Source organism: Staphylococcus auricularis, from assembly GCF_051172115.1.
Taxonomy (GTDB): Bacteria; Bacillota; Bacilli; order Staphylococcales; family Staphylococcaceae; genus Staphylococcus; species Staphylococcus auricularis_A.
In genome coordinates this window covers 1-277 of the sequence record NZ_JBPIZN010000030.1, presented here as the reverse complement: position 1 = coordinate 277, position 277 = coordinate 1, and the positions used below count along the sequence as shown (strand labels likewise).

The following is a 277-nucleotide window of genomic DNA, read 5'->3' as shown; positions in this document are numbered from 1 at the left end:
ATATACACTTTTGTTGAGTTTAAAGCATCTAAACTTCTATCAAATACAACTGCAAAGTGAAACCACACACCAGTATTTATAGCAGTAGTAGTTCTTTTACTATTTAATACAGTACTTCTATCATTTATAGTTGTTCCTCTTCCAATAGTATTATCTTGAAATATATGAAACGTATTAGGGGTAATATCTGAATTAACTGATAATTCCGTATTAAAAACTGATGTAGCTTTTATCCAATACATTACAGTTAATTTATCTCCTGTAATTGGTAAATTAC

General features: G+C 27.8%; 1 protein-coding gene. It reads right to left on the bottom strand.

Translation table 11 applies throughout. From position 1 onward, the window contains the following. On the bottom strand, positions 1-277 hold a 277-nt coding region (locus ACSBRB_RS10680), incomplete at both ends, for a hypothetical protein (RefSeq protein WP_435032733.1).